We start from the raw sequence: 26,087 nt of genomic DNA, 5'->3' as shown, positions 1-26,087 counted from the left end.
CCGGGTGTCAGGATGGGGTGGTGGCGAAGGCACAGCGCGCCGGGCGGCCCCGGGACCCAGCGGTGGACACGCGCGCCCTGGCGGCGGCGCGGGCCGTGTACGCCGAGCGCGGCTGGAGCGGTTTCTCGCTGGACGAGGTCGCCCGGCGCTCCGGGATCGGGAAGGGCTCGCTCTACCTGCGCTGGCCGAACAAAGCCGCGCTGCTGGTCGCCGCCGTGCGGGAGCGCACCCGGTTCATCGCCGAGATCGACACCGGCGAGCTGCGCGCGGACCTGGTCGAGTTCGCCCGCGGCTGGCTGGAGTACCTCGGCGCCGACGAGGGCGCACTGACCTCACGGCTCGGCGTAGACGCGCAGTTCTCGCCCGAACTGGCGGAGTCGCTGGCCGACGACCCGTACCCCGAGCACATCCGGGCGACCCGTGCGATCGTCCGCCGCGGCATCGAGCGCGGCGAACTACCGGCCCGCGCTTCGGTGGCGCTGATCGCGGACCTGATCGCCGGCGCGGTGTCCAACCACGTCCGCGCCACCCCGGACCACCTGCGGGGCCAGGTCTGGGCCGAGTCCGCGGCCTACGTGACCGAGCTCGTCGACACCGTCCTCGCAGGTGTGCGCGCTCGGGCTATTATGGACGGGAGACGTCGGAAATAGCTTGAGGCGCGTCGGACTCAGCACGGAACCAGCGGAGGTTTCGAATGAGCGACTGCCGTGACGACGATCCGCCCGCTCCGCTGCGGGCCCGGCGCGTGGTCGACACGACCGACGGCCGGGCCGAGATGTGCGGGCGGACCACTTCGGCACCGAGGTCGGCCAGATGCGCCCGCCCGCCGGCACCCGGGCGGCCTGGCCCCGGCACGGCGGCATCAGCCTCCGGGAGGCCACCTGCAACGCCGGGAAGCTCGGCGTCACGCTCGACCTCGACGATCCGGCCGGTCGCACCGATCTGGTGCGACTTCTGTCCACTTCGGACATACGGGTGACCACGGTGCGGACGCTGGACTTCACCGAGATCCGCCGCAGGGAACCGACCCTGGTGATCGTGTCCATCACCACTTTCGGGCTCACCGGCCCCTACCAGCGCGCGCAGCTGGAGCTCAAGCAGGACACCTCGTCTTCGCTGGCGTCGCTGGGGAAGCTGCGACTCCCGGCTGCTGCACGAGACCGGGCGGGTGCAGACGGCGTCGTCGGGCCGGAGGCGATGCTGGAAGGAGCGGATCACCCCGACGGCGACGATGCCAACTTCGCCGCGATGAACGCCTGCTTCACCTCCATCGGCGGGGGCACGGACCAGACCCGGCGCAACATCATCGGCGAGCCTCGGTCTGCCCAAGGAACCCGCCCCGTTCAAGGACCTATGAGCCTGTTGCGTTTTCGGCGAAAACGGCTGAACCGAAGTACCAAATCAGTCTCGATCGCCGCCGTTTGTCCGCCAGTGGCCATCTCAGCCGTGATCGATCGATCACGGTCCGTGGTGGGCGTAATTTTGCAACAGGCTCCTATCCTTCAGGAATATCCCCAAATCGGGGTGACCGCTGACGCTGCGGTTGGTCCGGTGGAGCGAACGGACTGTTCACCTCTTTCTGCGGAGCGAACGGTCCGTTCGCCCCCCCCACACACACTGCATCGCGGCCGGTCGAGAGCTCGGATGAGAGGACTTGAGAACTGACTCGAATTCGACTTCCTCGGCCCTGGTCGCTTCGGAGCGAGCGGATCGGAGGCTGCGATGGATCTCGGAATCGTGTTGGCGTTCATCGGCGCGGCGGCGGTGATCTCGCTGGTGCCCGGCCCGGACATGATGTTCATCATGGCCAACGAAATTTCCTCGGGCCCGCGCGGCGGGGTCGTGGCGGCCGTGGGCATGTCCGGCATCGTGGTGCACACGATCGTCGCGGCGCTCGGGCTGACGGCGATGTTCCAGGCGGTGCCCGCGGCGCTGGAGGTCGTCCGGATCGCCGGTGTCGTCTTCCTGCTGTACCTGGCGGTCCAGTCGTGGCGCACGTCGGCGGTGCCGGAGGTGCAGGTAGCGCCGGCCAGATCAGTGCGGCGCATCTACGCGCTGGCGGTGCTGACGAACGTGTCGAACCCCAAGGTGATCCTGTTCTACCTGGCGTTCGTCCCGCAGTTCGTCAGCGAGCAAGCGGCGTGGCCGCTCCCGGTGCAACTTCTGGCCCTGGGCGGTCTGCTCGTCGTGGTGGGCATCTGCGTGGACACCTCGGTGGGCCTGACCTCGGCCTGGCTGTCGAACATCCTGCTCCGCCGCCGAGCGATCCAACGCTGGCTGGACAGAACGGCAGCCCTGGTCTTCGGAGCCCTGGCCGCGCGCCTGGCCACCGAAGACCTGAGGTCGTAGCAGCGCAGCCAAAACCACTCGCGGCACCTGACCAGCCGCAACGGCAGTCTCAAAGCTCCTGCCCCAACGCGGATTTCGCGTAGGCCCTCGCGCGCCGAGGTCCGGACGCGATGATGGCGGCATGCGCAGCCGTGAAACACCACTCCGAGCTTTGTCCCTCCGCGCTGTCTGGGGCGGTGCCGCCTTGCTGCTGGTGGTCGGCGTGGTGACGGGTTGGCTCCTGCTGAGCACGCTAGGCAGTGAAAGCCCGCGGGACCGGGCCCGCCTGGAGGTCATCCGCACGACGATCAGCATCGTCGCGGGCACCGGTGGTGCGGTTGCTCTCCTCCTCGCAGCCAGACGGCAGCGGACGACCGAACTGACGCTCATCGAGACCAAGCACGACGCCACGGAGCGACGCACCACCGAACTCTACAGCGCGGCCATCGAGCAACTCGGCTCGGACAAGGCGGCGGTCCGACTCGGCGGCCTCTACGCCTTGGAGCGCCTGGCCCATGACCACCACGCGCACCGGCAGACGATCGTGGAGGTGCTGTGCGCCTACCTCCGCATGCCGCTGATCGGCGTCGATTCCGAGGTTCCGGAAGAGGGAATGGAATTAGTGGCGCTGCGACGGATGCAGGCAGAAGAGCGCCGGGTGCGGCATGCTGCCCAGCACATCCTGTGCAGCCACCTGCGCCCATGGAGAGATGCCGCTGGTAATCCGACCAACGACAAGTTCTGGCCGGACATCGACCTCTACCTGGCCGGCGCGACCCTGCGGCATTTGAACTTCAGCGGCTGCCACGTCCGCTCGGCGGTGTTCAGCAACGTGCACCTGGAAGGCGCGCCGATATTCGACGGAGCGGTCTTCGACGAATCCGCCAACTTCGTCAACGCCAGTATGGACCACGCAGTCCTGCACGGCGCAACATTCCACGGCGCAGCGGTGTTCTCCCAGGCCAGCCTCGCAGACAGCCTGTTCACGGAAGTCCGCTTCGCCGCCGCAGCGAGATTCGACAACGCCGACCTCGAAGACGCGGACTTCACCGGGGCGCGATTCGAAGGCCCGGCCCTGTTCACCAACGCGGTCACCGACGACACGATCTTCGGCGACTCTGTGCCGTTCCCCCGAGCCGACCCTGCCCGAGAGGACCAGCGCCGATGAGTGCTTGCGAGCAACCGACTCGCGACGCGCAATCAGCCGAACTGGTTGAACTCGTTGTCCTTGAGGCGTTTAATCCAGGATTCGGCCTGGGCACGGGTGAAGAGCAGGAACCCGGAACCGGGATTCTTGCTGTCTCGGAAGGCAACACGGCCGTCGGCCAGCGTGGCGACCTCGACGCAGTTGCCGCCTCCGACGCCGCCACCACCGGAGTAGCTGCTCTTGCGCCAGCTTTCAGGACGTAACGCACCCTGCTCGATCATCTTCGCGCCCTCCTCGACCGCAGGTCACCCGTAGCTCTCAGCGGCTTCGGCAAGCTTGTTCATCGAGTCGACCTGCGACAGCGAATGCTCGGTGAGGATAGCGAAACGGAGTGTGTAGGTCCGGACGAGTTCTCGATCCTCGATGTAGACCGCGCGACCCGGACCTTCTGAGTACCCCACGTCGGGAATCGGATCAGGCAGAGTCAGGATGGAGAATGGTCCTTCCAATGCCGGGCTTGCGCCGACCGTCCTGGGCAAGACCTGAACCGTGATGTTGGGTTCTTCTGCCGCCTCGGCGAGGAAACGAAGTTGATTGCGCATCACCCGTGGCCCGCCGACCGGCCGATGCAGCAGCCCTTCGTCGAGAATAACGTGCAGCTTCGGCGGTTCGGCCCGGCGAAGGATCTGCTGCCGCGCGAGACGCGCTGCGACTCGTCGTTCGACTTCGTCTTCGGCGATGTCCTGGTTGATTCCACGGATCAAGGCGTGCGCGTAACACCGACCGCAGTCTCCGCATGAGCATGACATTTGCGGAGGAAGTCCAGCGCGCCTTCAGCTGAGGTAGTCATATCTCTGGCCGTTTGGTGTGGGCCCGGGCATCAGCGCGTGCGAAATGAGTGAGGGGCACCTGTGACCGAGTAACCAGGTTACAGGTGTCCCTCGCTGCGGTTCAGCAGCAGCGCGAGCCTGGGGTGGCGTCTTGGCGGTCCACATGGCGGCGCCAGAACTCCCGCTCCGTCAGCGGTTCTTCGTCCGAGTGGTTTCGGCGGTGGTGGTCGAGGTAGCGCTCGTAGGCGTTCTCACCCACCACGCCGCGCACGATCTGCCAGGCCGTGCGGGCGGACCCGCGCAGCCTGGCCAGGATCGGCGTGCCGGTCATGTGCTGGCCTCGGCCTTCCCGGCCGCCGCCAGCTCCTTCTGGGTCTGCTTCTCCTCAACCGTCGGGATCAGCCCGGATGGGGCCCAGATCTTCGACTCCACGTGCGGCGCCTCGGTGCTCGGCAGCGGCGCGCTCGTGCGCAGCGCCTTGATCCAGATCCGGACCGCGTCCACCAGCACGATCACGATCAGCAGCGCGAACAGGATGCTGAGCACACCGTCCACGGTGGAGTTAACTACGACCTTCTGCATCTCCTCGACGGTGTGAGCCGAGCCCTTGCTGGTCTGCCCGGCGTCCAGCGCCGCCTGGTAGGCCGCGCGCTGCGCGAAGAAGCCGATTTTCGGGTCGGCGGAGAAGATCTTCTGCCAGCTCGCGACCAGCGTCACCGCCGCGTCCCAGACCAGCGGCACCAGCGTCACCCACGCGTACTTCGCGCGGCCGGACTTGATCAGGATCGTCGTGGCCACCGCCAGCGCCACCGCCGCCAGCAGTTGGTTGGCGATGCCGAACAGCGGGAACAGCTGGTTGATGCCGCCCAGCGGGTCGTTGACCCCGGCCCACAGGAAGTAGCCCCAGGCGCCGACGATCACCGCGCTGGCGATCCAGTTGCCCGGCTTCCAGCTGACGTCGCCGAAGCGCTTCCAGACGTTGCCCACGGTGTCCTGCAGCATGAACCGGCCCACCCGGGTACCGGCGTCCACAGTGGTCAGGATGAACAGCGCCTCGAACATCACCGCGAAGTGGTACCAGAACGCCTTCATCTCGTCCCCGCCGATGACCTGCGAGAACACCTCGGAAAGCCCGACGGCCAGGGTCGGTGCGCCGCCGCTGCGGCCGACCAGCGTGTGCTCGTCCACGGCCGCGGCGGCCGCCGCCAGCTGGTCCGGTGTGATCTGGAAGCCGATCCCGGCGACCGCCTGCGACGCCGACTGCAGCGTGTCGCCGAGCGCCGCGGACGGCATGTTCATCGCGAAGTACAGGCCGGGATCGATGATGCACGCCGCGGCCAGCGCCATGATCGCCACGAACGACTCGGTCAGCATCGCGCCGTAGCCGACGACACGGACCTGCGATTCCTTCTCCAGCATCTTCGGCGTGGTGCCCGAAGACACCAGCGCGTGGAAGCCGGACAGCGCACCGCAGGCGATGGTGATGAACACGAACGGGAACAGCGAGCCGGGGAACACCGGGCCCTGACCGTTGAGCGCGAAGTCGGTGATCGCCTCGGTCTTCATCATCGGCATCGCGATCAGGATCGAAACCGCGAGCAGCACGATGACGCCGACCTTCATGAAGGTGCTCAGGTAGTCGCGCGGCGCCAGCAGCATCCACACCGGCAGCACCGAGGCGATGAAGCCGTAGGCGACCAGCGCGAAGGTCAGCTCGTTGCCGGAGAGCGTGAACAACCCGGCCAGCGACGAGTCCGCGACCCAGCTGCCGGCGACGATGCTCAGCAGCAGCAGCGCCACGCCGATCACCGAGGTCTCGACGATCTTGCCTGGACGCAGATAGCGCAGGTAGAAGCCCATGAACAGGGCGATCGGGATCGTCATGCCGATGGAGAAGGTGCCCCACGGTGAGCCCTTCAGCGCGCCGACCACGACCAGCGCCAGCACCGCCAGCAGGATGATCATGATCGCTAGCACCGCGATCAGCGCCGCGATGCCGCCCACCGGGCCGATCTCCTCGCGGGCCATCTGTCCGAGGCTGCGGCCGTTGCGGCGGGTGGAGAGGAACAGCACCACCATGTCCTGCACCGCGCCGGCGAAGATGACGCCGATGATGATCCAGATGGTGCCCGGCAGATAACCCATCTGCGCGGCCAGCACCGGGCCCACCAGCGGGCCGGCCCCGGCGATCGCCGCGAAGTGGTGGCCGAAGAGGACCCGGCGGTCGGTCGGCTGGAAGTCGGTGCCGTTGTTCAGCCGCTCCGCCGGCGTCGCGCGCGTGTCGTCGACCTTCAGGACCTTGTAGGTGATGAACCGCGCGTAGAAGCGGTAGGCGATGGCGTACGAGGCGAGCGCCGCGAACACCAGCCAGGCCGCGGAGATCTCCTCGCCGCGGACCAGTGCGATGACGCCCCACGAAATCGCGCCGACGACCGCCACCAGCACCCAGATGGCGTTTTCCTTGGAACTCATCTTGCGCTTCCGAGCCGCCCCAGTGCTCGGTGCCGTTATCTCAGCCACCGTCCCCAGACCCCATTTCTCCGTTGTGCTGTGTGGATACGACTGGCAAAGCAGACACGAGGATCGACTTGCATGTCCCCGAATGTCCAGCCCGTTGCCCGGAAGTAACCAGGATGTAAGACACGGCTGACTTCGGGTCACCGGCGTCCGGCGAGGTTCGCGACCGCCCGTTCAGCCGAGGCTTTCGGCGAGTTCGGCCAGTTCGTCCAGCCTGCGCGAGGATTCATCGCGCGGGCGGGTCGGCAGGTAGAACAGCGTGCGGTCCACCTCGGCCGCCGCGTAGGACTCCAGGACCGCCGGATCGCGCGGCGCCGCGTAGACCGCGACCGGCACCCGCCAGCCCGCCCGGTCGCGCACCTTCGCCACCAGTTCTCCGAGGTTTTCGGTGCCGCCGCGCGGAAGCCAGCCGCCGCCGTACTCGGCGACCCGTGCGAACGACCGCTCGCTCTCCCCGCCGACGTAGATCGGCGGGTGCGGCCGCTGCACCGGCTTCGGCCAGGAGTAGATCGGGTCGAAGTCGACGTGCTCGCCGTGGAACTCGGCCGCGTCCTTGGTCCAGATCTCCCGCATCGCCCGGATCCGCTCGTCCATCAGCGCGCCGCGGGTCGCCGGGTCGGTGCCGTGGTTGCGCATCTCCTCGCGGTTCCAGCCAGCCCCGACGCCGAAGATCATCCGGCCGCCGGAGATCAGGTCCAGGCTGGCGACATCCTTGGCGGTGGTGATCGGATCGCGCTCGACGACCAGCGCGATCCCGGTGGCCACCAACAGCCGCTCCGTGACCGCGGCGACCGCCGCTAGCGCGACGAACGGGTCCAGCGTGCGGTAGTAGATCCGGGGCAGCTCGCCGCCGGCCGGGTAGGGAGACTCCCGGCTGGCCGGGATGTGCGTGTGCTCGGCGACGAACAGCGAGTCGAACCCGCGTTCCTCGACGGCCCGGCCCAGATCCGCCGCGCCGATCCCCTCGTCGGTGATGAACGTGGAAATCCCGAACTTCATCGCATCCTCCTGAAGGCTGTCGCCGAACTCGTTTGCGTGGCGGTGCGGGTGGCGGAACCTTGGGCTCCGGAGTCCCCGCGTTGTGCGTGTCCGATGTGCGGCGCTGGGGACTGGCCTCGCCAAGAGCCCCGATAGGTTGGGCCGAGCCCCTTCGGCGCTTCGAAGGCGAGGTTCGAAGCTACTTCCAATGCAGCCTCCCGCCGCGTCAGCACCACAGGCCTACCGCCGCGGACGGCCGGCGGCAATATTTCCCACCGGAGGCGGCCCCATACACCAGTCGCGCGGGGCGGAAGTGCATGGGGCTGACCGGGCATGATCCATCTGCGTGGGGTGCGCAGAAGCCGCCAGGAGATCATCATCGATCGGTGCGCCGGTAAACTTCGCCGCCGTTGGGCGCAGCCAAATTGATAACGAGTGAAACCCGGCCACAACCAAGGAGGGGGTCTTGGGCGTCGTGCAGATATGTGACGGTGTCGATCGCATTGCCCGTGACCGCCTGGCCGGGCGACGGGCTGGCGGCAATGGATGAACTGACTAGCAAGCTGACCGACCTGTACCAGGAGCACTACCGGCAACTGCTGCGCATCGCGATCCTGCTGGTGGACGACCGCGCCTCCGCGGAGGACATCGTGCAGGACGCCTACGTGCGGGTCTTCGACTCCCGCTCCCGGCTACGGGATCCGGACAAGGCGCTCGCCTTCCTGCGCCAGGCGGTGCTCAACCGGGCCCGGTCCATGCTGCGGCGCCGGTTGATCGCCAAGAAGTACCAGCCGAAGCTCGCCATCGAGGACAGCCAGCCGGACGACACGGGACGGGGGGTGGACCGCGCGGTGCTGGCCGCGGCGCTGGCGAAGCTGCCGCGCCGGCAGCGGGAGGCCGTGGTGCTGCGCTACTACGCGGATCTCAGCGAGGCCCGCACCGCCGAGATCATGGGCTGCAGCCAGGGCGCGGTGAAGTCGTACTGCTCGCGTGGGGTTTCGCGACTGTCGGATCTGCTGGGGGAGAGGGTGTGAACGACGGGAACAGCACACGGGACGTGGACCTGCTGCGAGCGCAGCTGCACCGGCTGGTCGAGGACGTGGAACCCAAGCCGGACGCGTTGCCCCGGCTGCTGGCCGCCACGCGCCGGCGGAAGTCACCGCGCCGGCCGCTGCTCGCCCTGGTCGGCGCGGTGGCCGTTGCAGCGGCCGCGTTCGTCGTGGCCTCGCTGGGCATTCCCCGCCAGCAGGAACCCGAGCCGGTCAGCGTCCAGCCGGACAGCTACCTCGCCGCGCCCGCTCCCGGTGTGATCGCCTCCTTCGACGTGCGGTCCGGCCGGGAGAACCAGGAGGTCGCCCGCGTCGACGGAGCCGACGCAGGTGTCCTGGCCACCGACCACGACCGGGTCTACACCACGGTGTCCACATCGGACGGTCGCCGGATCGTCGAGGTGCTGCTGCGCGGCGGGCAGCGGGTGTTGCCCGGCGACATCGGCGACGGGTGGTTGCTGACCGCGGGCGGCGGGCGCGTCGCCTACCTCGACGGGAACGCCGTGGTGGTCGTGCACGGCGGCGGCCAGCAGCAGCGGATCGCGATCCCGCCGGAACTGCGGGTAGACGACCTGGCGTTGGCCGATGACGGCCGCCTCGCGGTGCTGGCCGGGCACCAGGGCAGCCGCCAGGCCCTGGTGCTGCTGCTCGCGCCGGACGCGACCTCGCTGGCCGGGCACGTCGATGCGGTGCCGGACGCCACCTGCGGCCCGGTGGCGATCGCCTGGTCCGGGCGCGACGTCGCGGCGCTGCAACCGGTGGACTGCGGCGGCGAGCAGGCTCGGGTGGCCACGTTCGCGGCGGACAGCGGGCGCAAGATCGGCGCCGGGGTGCCGTTCCGGACCCCGCCGCTGGCCGCGGGCCAGGCACGGCTGTCCACGGACTCGCTCGGCCGCTTCCTGGTGTCCACCAAGGGGAAGGGGCAGTGGCTCGTGGACGGCTCGGTGATCCGCCCGATCCCACCGGCCTGCACCGACGACGGTGCTTGCGCGGAAGGGCCCGGGGTCTTCTGAAGCCGATCACGCTCCGCAGCGCGGACACGCCCTCGATTTGATCAATGCCGGGCCTGATAGCCGCCGGGCCCGGACGATCGGCAGCGGCTTTCCGGTCCCGAGGACAGGGGTGGACGTGAAGGCGCAACAACGGGAACTGGCGCGGCTCTACCAGGCCGCGCTGGACCGGCCGAGGTGGCAGCAGGTCCTCGCGTTCGGGGTGTCGCTGTGGACGCTGGCCTGGATCGCCGGCCAGTTCCTGGTGCCGGAGGACGGGCCGACCGCGCTGGACGTGCTGGGTCGGCTCGCCGCCCGCTTCGGGCTCACCGGAGGCGAGTGGGCCGAGCGCCTCACCGAGACCTGGCAGAGCAGCGGCGGCGGTTTCGCGCTGCTGGGCGGACTGCTTTGGGCGGCCACGACTGAGCGCGGCCAGCTGCCGGCACTGCTCGGCTGGATCTCGGTCATGCTCGGCGCGGAACGGCTCGGCTACCAACCGGCGATACTGCTGGCGGTGGCGACCATGGCGGGGTTCGTGCTCGTGCTGTGGCTGGCGGCGCTGACCAGCGACCGCTTCGTCGACCGCCGGACCACGTTGCTGCCGCGCGACGTGTTGCGCGCGGGCGTGACGGCGGCAGCGCTGTCGGCCGTCGTCCCGCTGTTCGCACCGGCGTTGTTTCTCGCCCGGCTGGGAAATCCCTACCTGACCAAGGCCCCGAAGATCCTCTCCGCGGACCGCGCGGCGGCCCGGGGCGGCTCGTCCCGGATCCCCGAACAGCCAAAACCGAACGAAGTTCGCGAACCCGGGCAGTCATGACCGCGCAACCCGCCGCGATTTCCATTGAAATCGAAGGTCCGATTTCAATGGAAATTGCGGCGGACCCGGAGCGGGGAGAGCGGTGCGTCAGGGCTGGGGCGTCAGGCGGAGGCCGCGTTCGGCCAGCGCGCGGAGTCCCACGTCGTCCGGGCTGGAGGATCGGTGCCGCCACACGGTTTGCACGATCCGCACCTGGTTCCCGTTCTGCTGCACGGCCTGCGCCGCGTTGTCGAACCCGTCGGGGCCGTCCGGCCAGCCGGAACCCTCGGCGATCAGATCCGTGACGCCACCGGTGCCCGCGGCATCGGCGAGTTCCCGCAGCTCGCTGGCCGCCCCTTGGTCGGGCAGTTCGACGATGACCACCGATACGGCGGCCGGCCGACCCGAAACCTGGGTGTCGAACACCGCGCGGGTCAGGCTCCGGCACGGCCGCTGCTCGAACCAGCGCTGCACATCGCCGTACGAGTGCTGGGCGCACGAGGAATCGCGAGCGGTCACCATCTGCGCGAACTCGACCCCGTCGGCCCGCTGGATCGGCGGGGTCCGCGGCGGCGGGCTGGCGGTGGGTTTGCCGAGCGTCAACCACATCCCGATGACGCCGCAGAGCGGCACCAGCGCCGCCGCCGCTACCGCGATCCGCCTGTCGCGCGGGGCGAATCGCCGTGCCGCCACTGGCGCGGGCTGGTCGGTGTACTTCGGGATCAGCATGGTGTCCGCTGTGGCCAGATCCACGACCCCGGATTCCGGGAAGCCCTCATCGGCCAGCTCGGCGAGGCCGAGCTCGCAGTTCTCGTCGAGCACCCGCAACAGCCGCTGGGCGGGTTCAACGGGGCAGGGGCGTTCGTAGGTGGCCAGCTCGCGGGCGGCGGCGAGGATGCTGGTCGTGTTCGGCGAAACCACCCGCACCCCGCGGTGCAGGTCGGTGGTGGGCTGCGTGACCTGACCGGCGTACGGGCCGACCACCACGATCGCGGCCACCGGCAACGGTTCCAGCCCGCGCGACTGCAGGCTGCGCGCCAGCGCGGCCGCCGATTCGAGCCCTTCCAGCCCGGGGTTGACCGCGCCCTCGGTGCGCACCAGCGGCCAGCCGTCGACCCTCCACGGGGTTTGCAGCGGCGCGTCGACCTTCAGCGCGGGCTCGGGGAGATCGAGCCCGAGCACCACAACCACCCCACGGGGCAGCACGATCACCGCGTCCAGCGGGCGCGGGCTACCGGGCGGGCGGCAGCCGAAGGCGGCGACCCCGCCGAGCACCGAGCAACCGGAGCCCCATGCGGAGATGGCCGCCCGGATGTCGGCGCCGACCTGGGACGGTTCCGCACCGAGCCGCACCAGTCGCATGACGACCTCCAAGATCCGGCGGACATCGCGCGCCCGACGATCACCCGCTGTTCGAGCTGAGACGTTAGTCGGGGGGACCAAGTATTGTCGCGAGGTTCCGACTTTCGTCCGATTGAGTGGTGTCCACCACTCTCCGGCCAGTCGTGCACTGGTGCTTTCGAGCGACACGGAAAGCCCGTGGCAACGCCTCGGATCTGCGATTACCGCTATTCGGCGCAGTCGGTGCCGGGCAGGGCCGAGCGGTGCAGGTCGCTCGCGGGCGCGAGACGGATGACGACGTTCTGGTGGCGGACCGCTCCATCCGCAATGCAGAATGGCGCCGCACCTGTTGATCGCCAAGTACGCGAGGTCGTAGGGGAAGACGTCCCTCGTCGAACAGCGGAGGTCAGCAGTGAGCACCCGTGGCAGCGACCGTGGCCGCACATCTGGTGTGGTCTACGTCCACTCGTCGCCGTCTGCGGTCTGCCCGCACGTCGAGTGGGCGATCTCTGGCGCACTCGGCATTCGGACAGAACTCCGCTGGACGGCACAACCGGCAGCCCCAGGGCAACTCCGCGCGGAGTGCAACTGGACGGGCGAGCCGGGTACCGGAGCGCGCTTGGTCACCGCGCTGCGCGCGTGGCCGATGCTGCGCTTCGAAGTCACCGAAGACCCCAGTCCCGGGGTCGACGGGCAGCGGTTCTGCCATGCGCCCGGGCTGGGCCTGTGGCGGGCCTGCACCAGCGCCAACGGCGACATCATGGTCAGCGAGGACCAGCTGCGGACGCTCGCGGCCAACGCCAAGGGCCCCGAGGCCTTCGGCCACCGCGTGGACCAGCTGCTCGGTGCCGCCTGGGACGACGCCCTCGAACCGTTCCGCCGTGCCGGCGACGGCGCTCCGGTGATCTGGCTGCACCGGGTGGGCTGACGCGCGGTTCGCGAGGGTGATTTCCGGTTCTTGCCGGAACCACCGCTCGCGAGCGATCTCGGTGTGAAAGGCTGAGATCGTGCGTTCCTGGTTCAAATGGGGTCTTCCGCTGGCGGTCGTCGTGCTGCTCGGTGCGGCGGGCGGTGGGGTGCTGCTGGCCGAAAACGTCTACCCGCGCACGCTCACTCAGCAGAACTCCCAGGCCTCGCAGTTGGCCGGGTGGGTCAAGTCCCCGATCGGCGTCGTCTACACCCCGGATGCCGCGGCGAGCCCCGATCTGCCGGGCGTGCGGTCCCTGCTGGACAGCCACTTCAGCTCCATCAACGAGCGGAACTACGACCGGTGGAAGTCCACAGTGGTCCCGGAGAAGTGGCAGGAGCTGCCCAAGGACAAGTGGTTCGACAACTACGGGACCACTCGCGACTTCGGCTGGACGGTGCACCGGATCGACCAGGGAGCGGACGGCTCGCTGCTGGTGATGCTGACCTTCATGAGCGAGCAGGCCCTGGAAGACGCGCCACCGCAGCTCCAGGCGACGTGCGTGGCCTGGAACGTGGTGTACCCGCTGGTGTTGGACGATGCGGGCAGGAGCTTCCGGCTGGACACCAGCAAACTGCCCAACAGCGCCCTGCTCGACTACTGCAACCAGTGATCCGCGATCACCCCGCGGCCGCGAGGCGGCACCCTGCGGGCTGACCTCGAAGTGCCGCTTGAAGGCATTGCTGAGCGCGAAAGCGCTGCCGTAGCCGACCTGGCGGGCCAGCGAGTCGATCGTCGCGTCTGTCTCGCGCAGCAGGTCGGCCGCCAGCGCGAGCCGCCAGCCGTACTTCATCGGCGCGCGAGCGGGTTCCATCAGAACTTTGGCGAGGTTGTTCGGTAGAACATCGGCTGCCGGTGCCTGGCAGGAAGCCGATCTGCTGGCCCGTTCGTCGCCATGCGTTAGTTGGGACGGCCTAGTTTTCGATGTACGGATTGACCACCGATAGGGGTCGGTGTCGCCTTTGAACTTGCGTCGTTCCGCGTCAAAGGTTACGGGATGCATATCGTATGCACTGTTGGCGCCGGTTGAGCATGGCGTAGCTGGACGCCCGTTCAGCGCTGAGCCCTAGTGTCTAGGACCGGCCCTCATTTTAGTTACGTATTGCATTGATATGATCACTTTTGGTGAAGATCGTGAAATGGGTCAAACTCATGCCGGATGTCAAGCAGGCGTTGGCAATTGAGCGCACCTCGCGCGCGGCTAGCGACGCGACGAACTTGGTTTCGGCTGTCGCATTCGCCGGAGCGTAAGCAACGCCCCTGCCGGACCAAACCAACAACCCGGTCCTTCAGGAGCAAGCAGTTGACCGAGGACTTCCTGGTGTGCCGGCGCCCGGAGGAAGAGTCCACTGCGGACGATGGAGGGCCGCCTCTCGGTGCGGGGCGGCCTTCTTACCGGTCAGGGGTCGTGAGTGGTCGTTCCGGCAAGAGCCGGATTTGTCACTCACGAGCCGCAGCCGGTCACAGCGGGATGTTGCCGTGCCAACCGCGGCCTGCGGGGGCAGCGGCCAGTGCTTCGGCGACCCGGCGACGGGTGGTCTTCGGGTCGATCACCTCGTCGACCACACCGATCGACATCGCCCGGACCACCCCGCCGGCGACCCGCTCGTGCTCCTCGGTGAGCTTGGCCTGCAGCGCCTCGCGCTCCGCCTCGGGCGCGGCGGCCAGCGTCTTGCGGTGCAGGATGCCGACCGCGGCCTTGGCACCCATCACCGCGACCTCCGCTTCCGGCCAGGCGAACACGGTGGTCGCGCCCAGCGAGCGGGCGTTCATCGCGATGTACGCGCCACCGTAGGACTTGCGGGTCACCAGCGTCACCCGCGGCACCACGGCTTCGCCGAAGGCGTGCAGCAGCTTCGCGCCGCGCCGCACCACTCCGCCCCATTCCTGGCCGACCCCGGGCAGATAGCCGGGCACGTCGACGAGCACCAGCAGCGGCACGCCGAACGAGTCGCACATCCGCACGAACCGGGCGGCCTTCTCCGCCGACAGCGAGTCCAGGCAGCCACCCTTGCGCAGCGGATTGTTAGCGATCACACCGATGCTGCGGCCGCCGAGCCGACCGAGGCCGACCACGATGTTCGCAGCCCACTTGGCCTGCAGCTCCTCGAAGTCCGCACCGCCGTCGGCGCGGGCGTCGAGGATGCCGCGGATCACCGGCTTGACGTCGTAGGCACGCTGCGGGCGGTCCGGCAGCAGCGCACGCAGATCGTCGGCGCCCTGCACGGAATGCAGGTCGAACATGCCCGGCCTCGCGAACAACCCCGTCAGCCGCCGCGCCCGCACGTACGCGTCGGTCTCGTCGTCGGCGACCACGTGCACCACGCCGGACTTGGCGCCGTGCGCGGAGATACCTCCCAGACCCTCCTGGTCGATCTGCTCGCCGGTCACGCTGCGGACCACGTCCGGTCCGGTGACGAACACGCGCCCGGCCGGGGACATGATGACCACATCGGTCAGCGCCGGGCCGTACGCGGCGCCACCGGCGGCCGGGCCCACCACCACCGAGATCTGCGGCACCCGACCGGACGCGCGGATCATCGCCGCGAACATCTGGCCCATGCCATCCAGCGACTCCACCCCCTCGGGGATGCGGGCGCCGCCGGAGTGCCACACGCCGATCACCGGGCAGCGCTCCCGCACCGCCACATCGATAGCGTCCACGATGTGCCCGCAGCCCTCGGCACCCAGCGCGCCACCCATCTTGGTGGCATCGCTGCAGTAGACGACCACCTTCGTGCCATCGACACGGCCGCGCACCGCGAACATCCCGCTGTTGTCGCGCGGGTGCAGCGGCTCGATCGACTCCGGATCGAGCAGCTGATCCAGCCGCACCTCGGGATCACGCGGATCCCGTTGCTGCTGCACGATCTCCGGCCGGCTGGCCACTGCGGTCATCGGATCCTCCGGGAAGTCGGTGTTGGGACGGCCGCCGGGCGACGAGGTTCGGCTTCGCCGACGGGCGACCGACTGCCTGTGGTTTCGTCGTAGCGCAGAGCGCGAAAGGACGGGCTGAGCAACGGCTCAGCCCGTCCTTTCGCGGGAACGGTCATGCCCTGGCGAAGGCGATCGCGACGTTGTGCCCACCGAAGCCGAAGGCGTTGTTGATCGCTGCGGTCTGCTCGACGTGCCGCGGCTTGTCGGCCACCACGTCGAGCTCGACCTTCGGGTCGATCGTTTCCAGGTTCCGGGTGGCCGGGATGATGCCGTGCCGCAGCGACAGGATCGTGATGATGCTCTCCACCGCACCGGCCCCGCCGACCAGGTGGCCCAGCGATCCCTTCGGCGCGGTGACCACCGCGCGGTCGCCGATCGCCTTGCGCACGGAGTTCGCCTCGCCCACGTCGCCGACCGTAGTGGACGTCGCGTGCGCGTTGACGTGCCCGATGTCCGAAGGCTGCAGGCCCGCGGTCTGCATCGCCTTGCGCATCGCGGCGACCTGGCCCCGGCCGTCCGGCGGACTACCGGTGATGTGGTAGGCGTCGGAGGTGATGCCCACGCCTGCCAGCCGACCGTAGATCCGGGCGCCGCGCGCCTTGGCGTGCTCCGCGCTCTCCAGGATGACCACGCCGGCGCCCTCCCCCATCACGAACCCGTCGCGGTCGACGTCGAACGGGCGCGAGGCGCGCTCCGGGTCGTCGTTGCGGGTGCTCAGGGTCCGGGCCTGGGCGAAACCGGCGATGGTGATCGGGTGGATGCAGGCCTCCGCGCCACCGGCGACCACCACGTCCGCATGCCCCTGCTGGATCATGTCGAAGCCCTTGGCCAGGCCCTCGGCGCCCGAGGCGCAGGCCGACGCGGGGGAGTGCACTCCGGCGCGGGCCCGCACGTCCAGGCTGACCATCGCGGCCGGGCCGTTGGGCATCAGCATCGGCACGGTCAGCGGCGAAACCTTGCGCAGCCCACTCTGCTGCAGCAGGTCGTTCTGCTGCAGCAGCGTGATCGGTCCGCCGATGCCGGTGCCCAGCGACACGCCCAGCCGGTCCGGGTCGACCGGCTCGTTGTCGTCGGTGGGCAGCTCGAAACCGGCGTCGGCCCAGGCCTCGCGGGCGGCGATCACGGCCATCGCCTCGCAGCGGTCCATCCGCCGCAGCTGAACACGGGGCAGCACCTCGCTCGGGTCCACCGCCACCGGGGCGCCGATCTTGGCCGGGAGTTCGAGCCGGTCCACCCACTCGGCTTCCAGCCGGCGAACGCCGGAGGCTCCGTTGACGAGTCCGTCCCAGGTGGACGCGACGTCACCGCCCAGCGGTGTCGTCGCGCCCAGCCCGGTGATCACGACATCCGTTGTCATGCGTTCTTGGTGATGTAGTCAACCGCATCACCCACGGTCTTGAGGTTGGCCAGCTCGTCGTCCGGGATCTTGACCCCGAACTTGTCCTCCGCCTGCACGGCGATCTCCACCATGGACAGCGAGTCGATGTCCAGGTCGTCGACGAAGGACTTGTCGGTGGTCACGTCGGCGGCGTCGACACCGGCGACCTCTTCGACGATGGCGGCGAGACCGGTGCTGATTTCCTCGTTCGACACGGGTAGTTCCTTCCTGGTTCTTGCGTTCCGCACCGCGGCTCGGTGGACCCGCGGCAGCTTTCGGGTGGCTCAGGGGCAGATTGCGACCTGGGCCGAGTAGGACAGCCCGGCGCCGAAGCCCACGAGCAGCATCACGGCACCGCTGGGGATCTCCCCCGCGGCCCGCATGTGGTCGATGGCCAGCGGGATGGACGCCGACGATGTGTTGCCGGAGTAGACGATGTCACGCGCGAGCACGAGGTCGTCACGGGCACCCTGGGACTGCAGCTTCTTGGCGATGGCCTCGACGATCCGCAGGTTCGCCTGGTGCGGCACCAGCACGTCCACATCGGACATCTGGAGGCCGGCCGCCTCGACCGCGCGAACTGCCACCGGGGCGATCTGCGTGGTCGCCCACCGGAAGACCGCCTGGCCCTCCTGGTAGATGTACTTGCCGTCGCGCAGGTAGATGGTGTCCGCCAGGTCGCCGGCGCTGCCCAGCACGCCCGGGCCGAGCTCCGGCTCCTCGGCTGGACCGACCACCGTGGCACCGGCGCCGTCGGCGAAGATGATGCAGTTCCCGCGGTCCTCCCAGTCCAGCCATTCCTGGAACCGCTCGGAGCCGATCACCAGCACGTTGCGGGCCGAACCGGCGCGCACCGCGTCCGAGGCGGTGGACAGCGCGTAGACGAACCCGGCGCAGGCGGCGTTGAGGTCGTAGGCGCTCTTGGCCTTGATGCCGATCTGGTCGGCGACCTGGGCCGCGGCGTTCGGGATGCCGCCCTGCATGGTGCAGGTGGCGACGATCACCTGGTCCACATCGGACGGTGTCAGGCCCGCGTCGGCGACCGCCTTCGCGCCGGCCTCGACGGCCATGCCGACCACCGTCTGGTCGTCGTCGCCGAGCCGGCGGTGGATGATGCCGACGCGCTGCCGGATCCACTCGTCGTTGGTGTCGACGATCTTGGCCAGGTCGTCGTTGGTGACGATCCGGTTGCCCTGCGCGCTGCCGAAGCCGAGCAGCTTGGTGCCGGCCGGGATGGGGTTCTGGGCAATGCGGGGTCGCGTCACGCGTCGCTCCCGAGCAGGTCGGCGACCTTGTCCAGGTCGGCAGGGGTCTTCAGAGCGACGGTCTTGACGCCCTTGAGCTCGCGGCGCACCAGGCCGCTGAGAGTGCCGGCGGGCGGGAACTCCACGACCGCCTCGACACCGCGTTCGGCCAGCGCCGCCATGCAGGTGTCCCAGCGCACCGGGCTGGTGACTTGGGAGACGAGCCGCTGCACGATCTCGGCGGCGTCCGTGACGACCGCGCCGTCGGCGTTGGACAGCAGCGGCAGGGCGGCGTCGGTCGCGGTCACCTTCTCCGCGTGCTGGGCCAGGGTCTCCCGAGCGGGAGCCATGAAGCGGGTGTGGAAGGCACCGGCCACCGGCAGCGGGAGCACCCGGGCACCGACCGGCGGTTCGGCGGCGAGCTGTTCGAGCGCGGGCACCCGCCCGGCGGCCACGATCTGGCCGGGGCCGTTGCGGTTGGCCGGGTCCAGGCCGAGCTGTTCGAGGTGGGCGACCACGTCGTCCGCCTCGCCGCCGAGCACGGCGGCCATGCCGGTCGGCTCCAGCGCGCAGGCGGCAGCCATCTCGCGGCCGCGCACGGCGGCCAGCGAAACGGCGTCGTCGAAGGCCAGGGCGCCCGCGATGGCGGCGGCGGCCAGCTCACCGACGGAGTGCCCGGCGACCGGGGTGCCGTCCGGGATCGTCACCCGGCGGCGCAGTTCGTCGGCGGCGATCAGCGACAGCGCCACCACCAGCGGCTGGGTGACCGCGGTGTCCTTGATCTCGTCCGCGTCGGCGGTGGTGCCGAGGCGGTGCAGGTCGAGGCCGGTCAGCTCGGACCAGGCGCCGACGCGTTCGGCGGCACCCTCCAGTTCGAGCCACGGGTTGAGCATCCCTGGGGTCTGCGACCCCTGTCCGGGGGCTAGAAGCGCGATCACTCTTGCTACTGAACACGCCCGGGGGTGATCGACGTGATGACGGGAGTGACGAAGTCCGGACCGCAAAGTTGTGGAGTGTCTACAAGCGAGCGGGTGGCCAGGCGCTGCCCGGCCCCGAATCGTTGTCGGCCGTGCCCGGTTGGTGACTGAGCCGTGAACATCGGTAAATGCCTGCTGCGGCGGGTGATCGGTGCGGTCACCACAGGCCGCGGGACTTGGCGAGCCGACCCACCGCGAGGCCGACCCGGAGGACGTGGGCGTCGCGGGCGTTGGACGGCGTGTAGCCGGTGAGTTCCGCCACTCTGCGCAGCCGGTACCGCACGGTGTTCGGGTGCACGTAGAGCTGCCGCGCGCAGTTCTCCAGCACACCGCCGACCTCCAGGTAGGTGTCGACGGTCTCCATCAGCGCGCCGCCGGCGTCCACCAGCGGCAGCACGATCCGCTCGACCAGCTGCCGTTCGGCCTCCGGGTCGCCGGCCAGCGCACGTTCCGGCAGCAGGTCGCCGGAGGGCACCGGGCGCGGCGCGGTCGGCCACGCCACCACGGCCCGCAGCGCGGACATCGCATCGCCGGCCGACCGGTGCGCCTCGGCGAGGCTCGGCACGGTCGGCCCGACCACGACGGGGCCTTCGTCGAAAGCTTCGGACAGCCGCTTGGCCGCCTCATCGTTGGTGCGCGCGTCGCCCGGCCCGCCGAAGACCACCACGAGCCGGGTGCCCTGCACGCCGAGCAGCACCGGGCAGCCGAGCCGCGCCGCCCGGCTGCGCACCTGGTAGATGATGGTCGGCGGGTCGTCCGACGGTGCGTTGCCGACCAGCACGGTCGCCTCCGACGACGGCTCCCAGCCGAGCGCGGCGGCGCGGGAGAGCAGCGACTCCTCGGCGTCGCCGCGAACGATGCCGTCGACGACGAGCGCTTCCAGCCGCGCGTCCCACGCACCGCGGGCCTCCGCCGCAGCAGCGTACGAGGTGGCTGCCGCGAACGAGATCTCCCGCGTGTAGCGCAGGATCGATTCGGTCAGGAGGGTGCGGTCGGGCACCTCGGCCGCCAGTTCGGGCAGTTGCCGCTCGAACACGTCGATGGCGACCCGGACCAGCTCCAGGGTCTGCCGCAGGCTGACCCACCTGGACAGGTCCCGGGGCGCGGAGCGGAACGCTTCGGCGGTCAGCCGGATCGCCTCGGTCGGGTCCTGCAGCCACGCAACGAAGTTGGTGGCCCCGGTCTGGGTGACCAGCAGCACGCTCGCCCGCTGGTCGGCGGGCAACCGCCGGAACCACGGGAGGCGCTGTTCCATCTCGCTGACGCTGGCGCTGGCCAGTCCGCCGGTGCCCCGTTCCAGTCGACGAAGGGTGGCCGCGGAGACCTGCCGCTGCGTACCGGTATCCCGCTCACCTGCGCGTTCGGTACTCATGCCCTCAGAATCGCACGCCGCCGATCAGTCCCGGCGGGCAGCGGCCGTCCCGTGCGGGCAGGCTCACAGCGCACCGGCGCTCCAGCGGATCGACAGTTCGACGATCATCACAAAGACATGATCATCACCGCGGTTGCATTGAGCCTTTTTCATCCTGGCTGATCCGCAGCCGCGACGCTGGAAGCCCCGCGGTACGGGCTGCCGCAAGCCGCGTAGCCGTCTTGGCCCACCCTCTCGGCTTGCACCGCCGCTGAGGTTCAGCTATCCGCACCGCAACGCAAGAAGAAGTTGGAAGCGCTCAATGCGTACCCTGCCGAAATCGAGCGAGTGGTGGCGGCCCACCCCCCTCCTCGAAGCTCGTGGGGGTTGCCGGCGCGAGGTTAATTGGCTGAGCAAATATCGGGGAACCGCCGGGTCGACCGAGGTCATGTAGGGCGAGGATCAGTGGTGTCGGCGATGCTGTGCGACCCACGTTGACGCCCGAATGCGCACCGAAGTCCACTGTCAGGTCTCGAAGTGCGGCAGTCACTCGGCACCGTGGTGGCTGACCTTGACCTGATCGGCCTCGGGAAGCGACGCGTTCGCGAGGAACGTGGTGGCGGTGGCCATGTTCTCGCTCAGATACCCAAACGAGGGAAAAAATCGCTCTTTCGGGGAGCCTGTCGCGGTTGCCGTTAATCCATTCGCCCGAAACGATCTCCGGCGCACGCGAATTCGCTTCTGTTTTGTCGAGGAGGAAAAGTGAGAGCCCTCCAACAGGGACTGGCCGGGGCCCGGGCCGCGGTCGAGACGTTCGTCCCGAAACTGGCCATATTCCTCGTCGCCGGGGTCGGCGGCGGTCTGATCCGGCCGATGCGGCAGCGCTGGAGCCGGTGGCTGAACAGCGCCGAGGCCCCGTTCGCCGCCGACTCGAAGGGCAGCAAGAACGGCGCGAAGCCCGAGACCGGCGACGCCGGTATGGGCGGTCACGCGTGATCGCGTGTCGTACCGACTGGTGGTTGGGACTCACCCGTTGGGTGGGTCCCGCCCCTTTTTCACGCACTTGGCCGTGGTCGCGCGCGTGCGATCACGACACCATGAGTGAACGGATCAAGCCGGGAGAGTGATCAGAAGTGGCTTTGCCTCTCGTCTGGCTAGCGGACGTGTTGCGCGCGGCCGGGTTGACCGTGGTCGAGACCGACGGTTGGCGGGACCGGACCGCGACGTCGGGACCGCAGCCCGCACCGGTAGGCGTGCTGGAGCACCACACCGCGACCCCAGCGTCCTACGAGAACCCCGCGCCGAGCGTGCAGTTGTGTATCGACGGCCGACCCGACCTGGCGGGACCGCTGTGCCACGCGGTGATCGGCTTCGACGGCGTCGTGCACCTGATCGCCGCCGGGCGGGCCAACCACGCCGGGAAGGCGAAGGCCTCCGGGCCGAACCCGGAGGGCGACGGAAACACCCTTTACGTCGGGTTCGAATGGGACTACCAGGGCGTGAACCAGGGGCCCAGCCCGGAGCAGTACCGGGTGGCGCTGAAGGCGACCACCGCGGTGCTCAACCACCTCGGGCGCCCGACGGACGCCGCGCGCGGCCACAAGGAGACCAGCGTCACCGGCAAGATCGACCCCGGTCACGTGGACATGGACCGGTTCCGTGCCGAACTCGGGAAGAAGGACCAGGAGGACGTGATGACTCCGGAGCAGGACGCGATTCTGCGGCGCCTGGAACGCGAACTGCTCGGCCCCCGCGGGCCGAAGGGCGAGATCCAGGGCTGGCAGACCGAGGTCGGCCCGCGCACGATCGTCGCGATGCTCGTCGACCTGGTCAACGAGGTGGTGGCGAAGCAGCAGCCGGCCGTTCCCGCGCAGGGGCCGGGCCCCAACGCGGACGTGATCAAGGCGGCGTTCCAGGCCCTGCCGCCGGACCAGGCAGCGCCGCTGCTGGCGGAACTGGTCCGCATCCAGCAAGCCCGCCAGCTCACCGCCGAGCAGTACGCCCAACGCCCCCAGTCGTAGGAGCCAGCGCTGCTTCAGAAGACCCGTGAGTGGGTTTGGGTGTTATGGAGGCTGTTTTGGAAGTGGTCGTCCGGGATGTGGCAGGGCGGGCTTCATACCCAAGTCGGGGATCCCGGAGTCCAGGCGGCGTCTGAAGCTCCGTTACCCGCATCGCTAGAACGAGTTTGGAAACAGCCTCTATAACGCTTATAACCACTCGCGGGTCTTGAGCAGTTGAAACGGTGCTGTACCAAGAGGTTCCGGGCCTCGGCATCGCCAATTCGGCCGAGGTTCCGGGCGTCAGCGATCCCTGGCGGTGCGGCGCTGGGCCCGTTGGTCGCGCCGGTTCTGGAGGCGCTTGACCAGGGCCGGTTGCTGCTGCAGCGCTTCGGGTTCGTCCAGCAGGCGGTTCAGCCGCTGGTAGTAGCGGTTCGGGGAGAAGCCGAAGCGCTCCTGGATGACCCGTTCCTTGTTGCCCTGGTAATGCCAGAGCTCCAGCTCGAAAGCGAGGATGGCGCGGTCGGTGTCGTTCATCCGGCGTGCCCTCCCTCTGGCGGTGCTGCCGAGCGAGTCTACCGATGGGGGCACGCGTGTTCGATCGGCCATCCCGGTCTGTTGCGCGGAAATTCCGTTGTCACTCGCGGCGAACGGGCCGCGACGGCGCGTCGCAGGTGGCTCAGCGGCGGGCCGGCGCAAGCCCCGCCAGGGGCGTCAAGGGCACCGAGACGCCCAGCCACCCTAATTACGAGTAGGCGTGTACCCCGAGCCAGGAAAGGAGCTGCCGCCGAGGAACGCGCACGTCATTGAGGCCGCGTTGAGCCTGCCGCGCACCTCGGGGCGCAGCGCGAAGATCCACACCTGGTTGGCGACCATGCCGGGCTGCATCCCGACGTCGAGGAGCAGCGTGCCACCAGAGCCGCCAGGCCGAGCGCCCGCCGAGGCTGCCGACCGCGAGGACGGCGGCGGACGCGATCACGCCGAGGATGCACGAAGACGCTCGCGCCGACCAGGGGTGGCAGCGCGGCCGCTGCGCTGGCCGCGAGCAGGCCCAGTCCGGTGCACCCGACCAGGGCGACGAGCAACGGGCGCGGTACGGCAGGACGAGCGGCCGACTCATGCCGGCGGGGCCGCTTCCAGAACGCTGAGAGGTGCTGCCACGCGGGCAACGATCATCGGTGCGTGGGCCCGGGCGCAACCGGATTTCCGGGCGAGTCTGGGCGGATCGATGCTGTGATCCAAACCACGTACCGACCCCGGAACAGATCAACGGGCGCACGATGTTGTGCAGATCGAACGAAGTCGTGCGCTCCGGGGCTCGGTGAAAATCCGAACCGGCGGTGAAAGTCCGCGAACCAGCGCCTCCCCGCGGAGGTGTCGGCCGATCCGGTGGAATTCCGGAACCGACGGTGAAAGTCCGGATGATAGGCAGCGCACGGGCGGCCGTGGTCGGCCGTCGGCGTGCCACGCCGGCGGTCGTCAACGTCGGCTACCCGCGTGTACCCCCGGTGCGTTCGCAGCCGGTGGGAGGAGCGGGCGTGCAGGCAATCGCGGAGTGGGTGCTCGGCAACGGATTCACCGTGCTGGGCCAGAAGATCTCCTGGGCCGAACTGGTCGGGCAGCTGTGCGCGCTCGCCGTGGTCTTCCTAGCGCAACGCAGAACCCTGGCGACCTGGCCGGTGCAGGTGGCCGCGACGGTGCTGCTCTTCGCCGTCTACGCCTCCGCCCACCTGGGCGGGCTGGCCATCCGGCAGGTGGTGATCTTGCTGATCTCCGTCTACGGCTGGTGGGCCTGGAACCGGCGCAGCGATCCGGTCTACGGCGTGGTGGTGCGCAAGGCCCGCGGCGTGGAACGGCTCGCGCTGATCGCCGCGCTGGCGCTGGGCACCGCCGCGTTCGCGCTGCTGCTGTCCGCGCTGGACGCCTCGTGGGCCCCGTGGCCGGACGCCTACATCTTCATCGGCACCCTGGTCGCGTTCTGGGCGCAGGGCCGGGGACTGGTCGAGTTCTGGCTGGTCTGGCTGGCCGTCGACGCGGTCGGCGTGCCGCTGCAGATCGCTTCGGGGCTGTACTTCAGCGCGGCGATCTACGTGGTCTTCGCGGCACTGGTCATCCACGGCTGGTGGAGCTGGAACCGCACGGCGCGCGCGCAGCGCACCCGAGAAAACGCCCCGGTCGGCAGCTGACCCCGAGCGGCAGGGCGGGCCTCCGCAATTTCAATGGGCTTTTTTCATCCTGATCTTGGCTGGTCAGAGGGTGTGGTCGTGGGTGGCGTGGTGTGGGCGGGCTGGCCAGGGCCATGATCATTTATCAAGATCATCTGACGGTGGCCGTGGTCGCGGAGAAGATGTGACGATGATCATGGCCGGTTGGCTGCTCCGAGAGTGCCCCCGGCGGGGTTGGGGAGTGTGTGAAAACCCAATCCAGCCCCGCCGAGGGCACCGAACCCATTGTGTACCAAGCCCAACTTCCCGTGTCGAGGGCCACGATCGACTACCTCGCCTCGCTGATCACCACGCACTGCAGGAAAATCCGCTCTCGCTGGCGCAAGGTGACCCCTGGTACGCAGGCGATCATCGTGCTCGCGGTGCTGCGTCACGACCAGCGGCTGCTGGACATGGCCGGCGGCAACAGGGTGTCGGCCTCGACGATCCGCCGCTGGGTGCTGGAGGTCATCGACCTGCTGGCCGCCCGTGCCCCGCGCCTGGACCGCGTCCTGAGCAAAGTGGCCCGCGGCGGGGGTGAGGTCGTGCTGCTGGATGGCACCCTGGTGCGCACCCAGCGCCGCACCGGCAAGAACAACCGGCGCAACTACAGCGGCAAACACAAAGCCCACGGCCTGCTGTTTCTCGCCCTCACCGACCACAAAGGCAACCTGTTGTGGTTCTCTGCGGCCAAACCAGGGCGGGCCTCGGAAGTCACCACCGCCCGCCACAACAACATCACCACCGCACTCCGGGACGCCGAACTCGGCGCGATGTGCGACCTCGGATTCACCGGACTGGAAGACGACCCCGACGAACCCGTGATCATCATCGGCCGCCGCGCCGCCCGCGCCCACCCGCTCACCGACGCCCAGAAACAAGCCAACCAACTCGTTGCCCGCGAACGCGCCACCTGCGAACACGGCTTCGCCGACCTCAAAAACTGGCGCATCCTCACCCGCCTACGCATGCACGCAGCCAACGCCACCCGCCTACTACGGGCCCTGCTGGTGCTGACCAACCTCGAAATCACCCGCTGACAAACGATCATCAAAAA

Annotated in this window: 27 protein-coding genes, 1 pseudogene and 1 riboswitch; of the genes and pseudogenes, 13 read left to right on the top strand and 15 right to left on the bottom strand. The window is 69.2% G+C overall.

The window, feature by feature from the left end; genetic code table 11:
• Positions 1 to 20 precede the first annotated feature (20 nt).
• The 4 genes from DL519_RS22510 to DL519_RS22495 all read left to right on the top strand — a co-directional run bounded on the left by DL519_RS22510 (position 21) and on the right by DL519_RS22495 (position 3,496).
• Positions 21 to 650, top strand: coding sequence for a TetR/AcrR family transcriptional regulator (locus DL519_RS22510; protein ID WP_190817720.1), 630 nt, complete (start codon positions 21 to 23; stop codon positions 648 to 650).
• A 163-nt stretch (positions 651 to 813) separates the two neighbouring features.
• Positions 814 to 1,665, top strand: coding sequence for a CoA transferase (locus tag DL519_RS22505; RefSeq protein ID WP_190817719.1), 852 nt, complete (start codon positions 814 to 816; stop codon positions 1,663 to 1,665).
• 57 nt (positions 1,666 to 1,722) lie between these two features.
• Complete coding sequence (locus DL519_RS22500; protein WP_190817717.1) at positions 1,723 to 2,349, top strand: LysE family translocator; 627 nt, start codon at positions 1,723 to 1,725, stop codon at positions 2,347 to 2,349.
• A 121-nt stretch (positions 2,350 to 2,470) separates the two neighbouring features.
• Entirely contained in the window at positions 2,471 to 3,496 is a 1,026-nt protein-coding gene (locus DL519_RS22495) for a pentapeptide repeat-containing protein (protein ID WP_190817715.1), read from the top strand.
• 32 nt (positions 3,497 to 3,528) lie between these two features.
• Here the strand turns inward: DL519_RS22495 and DL519_RS22490 are convergent, their stop codons facing one another.
• From DL519_RS22490 to DL519_RS22470, 5 genes are all read right to left on the bottom strand, one after another.
• Positions 3,529 to 3,756, bottom strand: a complete 228-nt coding sequence (locus DL519_RS22490; RefSeq protein WP_190817713.1) for a DUF397 domain-containing protein — start codon at positions 3,754 to 3,756, stop codon at positions 3,529 to 3,531.
• Between the two features lie 24 nt (positions 3,757 to 3,780).
• Positions 3,781 to 4,239 carry a DUF5753 domain-containing protein gene (locus DL519_RS22485; protein WP_190817711.1) on the bottom strand — a complete coding sequence of 153 codons (459 nt, stop codon included), beginning with the start codon at positions 4,237 to 4,239 and terminating at the stop codon, positions 3,781 to 3,783.
• Positions 4,240 to 4,426: 187 nt separating this feature from the next.
• Positions 4,427 to 4,636, bottom strand: coding sequence for a YbdD/YjiX family protein (locus tag DL519_RS22480; protein ID WP_190817709.1), 210 nt, complete (start codon positions 4,634 to 4,636; stop codon positions 4,427 to 4,429).
• The gene (locus DL519_RS22475) at positions 4,633 to 6,777 is read right to left on the bottom strand and encodes a carbon starvation CstA family protein (protein ID WP_190817707.1); all 2,145 of its coding nucleotides are present in this window, start codon (positions 6,775 to 6,777) and stop codon (positions 4,633 to 4,635) included. Before DL519_RS22475 ends, DL519_RS22480 begins: the two co-directional genes overlap by 4 nt.
• A 219-nt stretch (positions 6,778 to 6,996) precedes the next feature.
• A complete protein-coding gene (locus tag DL519_RS22470) occupies positions 6,997 to 7,821 on the bottom strand; it encodes an LLM class F420-dependent oxidoreductase (RefSeq protein ID WP_190817705.1) in 825 nt (274 codons plus the stop codon).
• A gap of 464 nt (positions 7,822 to 8,285) precedes the next feature.
• Here DL519_RS22470 and DL519_RS22465 point away from each other — a divergent pair, with 464 nt between their 5' ends.
• The 3 genes from DL519_RS22465 (at position 8,286) to DL519_RS22455 (ending at position 10,655) form a co-directional block, all read left to right on the top strand.
• Positions 8,286 to 8,834, top strand: a complete 549-nt coding sequence (locus DL519_RS22465; protein WP_190817703.1) for a SigE family RNA polymerase sigma factor — start codon at positions 8,286 to 8,288, stop codon at positions 8,832 to 8,834.
• Positions 8,831 to 9,862: a hypothetical protein gene (locus DL519_RS22460; protein ID WP_190817701.1), complete on the top strand. Its 1,032-nt coding sequence runs from the start codon at positions 8,831 to 8,833 to the stop codon at positions 9,860 to 9,862. The genes DL519_RS22465 and DL519_RS22460 overlap by 4 nt, the downstream gene beginning before the upstream one ends.
• Before the next feature lie 109 nt (positions 9,863 to 9,971).
• On the top strand, positions 9,972 to 10,655 hold the full coding sequence (locus tag DL519_RS22455) for a hypothetical protein (protein ID WP_190817699.1): 684 nt from the start codon (positions 9,972 to 9,974) through the stop codon (positions 10,653 to 10,655).
• An 87-nt stretch (positions 10,656 to 10,742) separates the two neighbouring features.
• Here the strand turns inward: DL519_RS22455 and DL519_RS22450 are convergent, their stop codons facing one another.
• Positions 10,743 to 11,996: a hypothetical protein gene (locus DL519_RS22450; protein ID WP_190817698.1), complete on the bottom strand. Its 1,254-nt coding sequence runs from the start codon at positions 11,994 to 11,996 to the stop codon at positions 10,743 to 10,745.
• A 430-nt stretch (positions 11,997 to 12,426) separates the two neighbouring features.
• Between DL519_RS22450 and DL519_RS22445 the strand changes: the two genes are divergently transcribed.
• Together DL519_RS22445 and DL519_RS22440 are read left to right on the top strand one after the other, a co-directional pair.
• Positions 12,427 to 12,903, top strand: a complete 477-nt coding sequence (locus DL519_RS22445) for a DUF3145 domain-containing protein (protein ID WP_397545064.1) — start codon at positions 12,427 to 12,429, stop codon at positions 12,901 to 12,903.
• Positions 12,904 to 12,982: 79 nt separating this feature from the next.
• A complete protein-coding gene (locus DL519_RS22440) occupies positions 12,983 to 13,555 on the top strand; it encodes a hypothetical protein (RefSeq protein WP_223839401.1) in 573 nt (190 codons plus the stop codon).
• A 30-nt stretch (positions 13,556 to 13,585) separates the two neighbouring features.
• On the opposite strand, the pseudogene DL519_RS47025 reads toward DL519_RS22440, so the two are convergent.
• From DL519_RS47025 to DL519_RS22410, 7 genes and pseudogenes are all read right to left on the bottom strand, one after another.
• Positions 13,586 to 13,738 (bottom strand): annotated as a pseudogene (locus DL519_RS47025) (helix-turn-helix domain-containing protein); the annotation flags it as partial.
• 665 nt (positions 13,739 to 14,403) lie between these two features.
• The gene (locus DL519_RS22435) at positions 14,404 to 15,840 is read right to left on the bottom strand and encodes an acyl-CoA carboxylase subunit beta (protein ID WP_190812415.1); all 1,437 of its coding nucleotides are present in this window, start codon (positions 15,838 to 15,840) and stop codon (positions 14,404 to 14,406) included.
• Between the two features lie 151 nt (positions 15,841 to 15,991).
• Positions 15,992 to 17,236 (bottom strand): beta-ketoacyl-[acyl-carrier-protein] synthase family protein, encoded by a 1,245-nt coding sequence (locus tag DL519_RS22430; RefSeq protein WP_190817694.1) that lies wholly within the window; start codon positions 17,234 to 17,236, stop codon positions 15,992 to 15,994.
• Complete coding sequence (locus tag DL519_RS22425; RefSeq protein ID WP_190817692.1) at positions 17,233 to 17,472, bottom strand: acyl carrier protein; 240 nt, start codon at positions 17,470 to 17,472, stop codon at positions 17,233 to 17,235. The genes DL519_RS22430 and DL519_RS22425 overlap by 4 nt, the downstream gene beginning before the upstream one ends.
• Before the next feature lie 69 nt (positions 17,473 to 17,541).
• A complete protein-coding gene (locus DL519_RS22420) occupies positions 17,542 to 18,522 on the bottom strand; it encodes a beta-ketoacyl-ACP synthase III (protein WP_190817690.1) in 981 nt (326 codons plus the stop codon).
• The gene (locus DL519_RS22415; RefSeq protein WP_190817688.1) at positions 18,519 to 19,439 is read right to left on the bottom strand and encodes an ACP S-malonyltransferase; all 921 of its coding nucleotides are present in this window, start codon (positions 19,437 to 19,439) and stop codon (positions 18,519 to 18,521) included. The genes DL519_RS22420 and DL519_RS22415 overlap by 4 nt, the downstream gene beginning before the upstream one ends.
• 196 nt (positions 19,440 to 19,635) lie before the next feature.
• Positions 19,636 to 20,850, bottom strand: a complete 1,215-nt coding sequence (locus DL519_RS22410; RefSeq protein WP_190817686.1) for a PucR family transcriptional regulator — start codon at positions 20,848 to 20,850, stop codon at positions 19,636 to 19,638.
• A 741-nt stretch (positions 20,851 to 21,591) separates the two neighbouring features.
• On the opposite strand from DL519_RS22410, the gene DL519_RS22405 reads away from it, so the two are divergent.
• Together DL519_RS22405 and DL519_RS22400 are read left to right on the top strand one after the other, a co-directional pair.
• Entirely contained in the window at positions 21,592 to 21,825 is a 234-nt protein-coding gene (locus DL519_RS22405; protein WP_190824634.1) for a hypothetical protein, read from the top strand.
• A gap of 137 nt (positions 21,826 to 21,962) precedes the next feature.
• The gene (locus DL519_RS22400; RefSeq protein WP_190817684.1) at positions 21,963 to 22,850 is read left to right on the top strand and encodes a peptidoglycan recognition protein family protein; all 888 of its coding nucleotides are present in this window, start codon (positions 21,963 to 21,965) and stop codon (positions 22,848 to 22,850) included.
• A gap of 279 nt (positions 22,851 to 23,129) precedes the next feature.
• Here the strand turns inward: DL519_RS22400 and DL519_RS22395 are convergent, their stop codons facing one another.
• On the bottom strand, positions 23,130 to 23,363 hold the full coding sequence (locus DL519_RS22395) for a DUF3263 domain-containing protein (RefSeq protein WP_190817682.1): 234 nt from the start codon (positions 23,361 to 23,363) through the stop codon (positions 23,130 to 23,132).
• Positions 23,364 to 23,567: 204 nt separating this feature from the next.
• Positions 23,568 to 23,702, bottom strand: a complete 135-nt coding sequence (locus tag DL519_RS48905) for a hypothetical protein (protein WP_263399696.1) — start codon at positions 23,700 to 23,702, stop codon at positions 23,568 to 23,570.
• Positions 23,703 to 24,130: 428 nt separating this feature from the next.
• A riboswitch (FMN riboswitch) is annotated at positions 24,131 to 24,263 on the top strand.
• A 101-nt stretch (positions 24,264 to 24,364) separates the two neighbouring features.
• On the opposite strand from DL519_RS48905, the gene pnuC reads away from it, so the two are divergent.
• Both pnuC and DL519_RS22385 read left to right on the top strand, forming a co-directional pair.
• Complete coding sequence (gene pnuC / locus DL519_RS22390) at positions 24,365 to 25,012, top strand: nicotinamide riboside transporter PnuC (protein ID WP_190817680.1); 648 nt, start codon at positions 24,365 to 24,367, stop codon at positions 25,010 to 25,012.
• Positions 25,013 to 25,236: 224 nt separating this feature from the next.
• Positions 25,237 to 26,070 (top strand): transposase family protein, encoded by an 834-nt coding sequence (locus DL519_RS22385; RefSeq protein ID WP_190813279.1) that lies wholly within the window; start codon positions 25,237 to 25,239, stop codon positions 26,068 to 26,070.
• Positions 26,071 to 26,087: the final 17 nt, after the last annotated feature.

Origin of the sequence: Saccharopolyspora pogona, from assembly GCF_014697215.1 — a bacterium.
In the GTDB taxonomy this organism is placed as follows: domain Bacteria; phylum Actinomycetota; class Actinomycetes; order Mycobacteriales; family Pseudonocardiaceae; genus Saccharopolyspora; species Saccharopolyspora hattusasensis.
This window is presented reverse-complemented; position numbering and strand designations above follow the sequence as displayed.